The organism is Mesorhizobium sp. M7A.F.Ca.ET.027.02.1.1 (genome assembly GCF_004022985.1).
Lineage (GTDB): Bacteria > Pseudomonadota > Alphaproteobacteria > Rhizobiales > Rhizobiaceae > Mesorhizobium.
In genome coordinates this window covers 1-1,788 of sequence record NZ_RZOL01000685.1, presented here as the reverse complement: position 1 = coordinate 1,788, position 1,788 = coordinate 1, and the positions used below count along the sequence as shown (strand labels likewise).

Here is a 1,788-nt window from a genome sequence, read left to right as displayed (position 1 = left end):
GCGCCACCGCCTCCGGCGCCTTTTGCACCTGCTGCTCGAACAGTTCATGGATGCACCGCTCCGACGGATAGGCCGCCGCCGTCCGGTTCAGCTCCTCCAGCAGATACGCACGCTCCGCAGCCGGCAGGATGGCCAACTCGCGCACCGGCGTGTTGGGGGCATGCTCCAGCGCCTCTGTCAGTTGCTCGAGCGCGTGCTGCATGTAGCCGCAGACCCGATCCGCAGAGACAGGCTCGGCCACCTGCGCCGTCAAGCCGAGCGCCTCGCCATAATCCTCCACCGACAGGGTCAGCGGATAGTTGGTGCGTTCCTTGTCGCCCAGCCATTCCATGCCGGACAGACCATCTGCCGTCCCGGAGCCGGCCATGGCCGCCGGCGTATTGTGACGGTAGTTCAAAAGCGCGCCGAACAGCGGCGCCGGCGCCGCAATGCCGCTGCAGCGTTGCGCCAGCGCCAGCGAGGCATGCTCGTGCGCCAGCAGCTCGGAAAGCCTCGCATGCGTGGTCCGCACGCTCGCCGCGACCCCGGTCCCGTCCAGGTCAAGCCGCACAGGCAGGGTGTTGATGAACAGGCCCATCGTGCGGTCGGCGCCCGCGCCCGCCTGCATGCGGCCGAACAGCACCGTGCCGAACACCACCTGCTCTCGGCCGCTGCTGCGCGCCACCACCTGACCCCAGGCCAGATGGCAAAGGCTCGCCAGGCTCACCCCAAGCCGCCTCGCCTGTTCCCGCAGCCGATCATTGAGCGCCTGCGGCAGCATCCGATGCGCCTCGCCGACGCCGCCGCCGTCGCCGTAGACCTCGCTTAAGCCGAACGGCGTGGTCGGCTCATCGATGTCGGCCAGCATCGTCCGGAAGAACTGCTCATGCGCCTTGGCATCGACATCCAGCCGCGCCTGCGCCACCAGATTGCGGAACGGCTGCGGTGCTGGCAGCTCATGCCCGCGTCCCTCGAGCACGGCCCGCACCTCGGCATGCATCACTTCCAGCGTCGTGTGATCGCCGATCAGATGATGCTGCAGCTCCAGCAGCAGCCAGCGTGTGCTGCCGGGCTCGCGCGCGATCACAAACTGCAACAAGGGCGCCCGGCCAACATCGATGCGATGCCGCAGCGGATCAAACCGGCGCCTGAGCTCATCGGCGCCGGAACCGTCACAGGCATCCAGCTCGACCTCGCTCACCTCCAGCGGCGCACGACGCCACACCACCTGGGCCGGGCTCGACAGCCCCTCCCAGACAAAGGCCGTGCGCAGGGTGTCGTGCCGGTCCACCACCTGCTGAACCGCGCCAAGATAGCGCTCCAACAGGCCGCGATCGGCAAACGCCATCTGCGACACCAGCAGGTAGGGATCCCCCTTCGTCGCCAACAGATGATGGAACAGGATGCCGTCCTGCAGCGGCGACAGGCCATAAATGTCCTGGATGTTGCCGACACCACCGGGCACCGTGGCGACGATCCGGTCGATCTCCGGCTGGGCCAGCTCGATGAGCGGCAGCATCTGCGGCGTAATCGCCGTGCTCTGTTCGGTGATCAGGTTGGCAGGCACCGCGACCTCGTGATGGCTGCCAAGGCTTGCGGCAAGATCGGCCAGCACCGGCCTGGCGAACAGGGTGCGCACCTCCACCCCAAGCGACAGCTGCCGCAGCCGCTCCATCAGCTGGACGGCCAGCAGCGAGTGGCCGCCGAGTTCGAAGAAGTGGTCGTGGCGCCCGACCCGCTCGACACCGAGAAGCTCCGCCCAGATCTGCGCCAGCGCCGTCTCGACCGCGCCGCGCGGCGCCTCATAGC

General features: G+C 68.2%; 1 protein-coding gene. It reads right to left on the bottom strand.

Annotation, left to right across the window (positions count from 1 at the left end; genetic code table 11):
* The coding region (locus tag EN749_RS35115) for a condensation domain-containing protein (protein ID WP_245491575.1) at window positions 1-1,788 on the bottom strand (1,788 nt) is incomplete at both ends.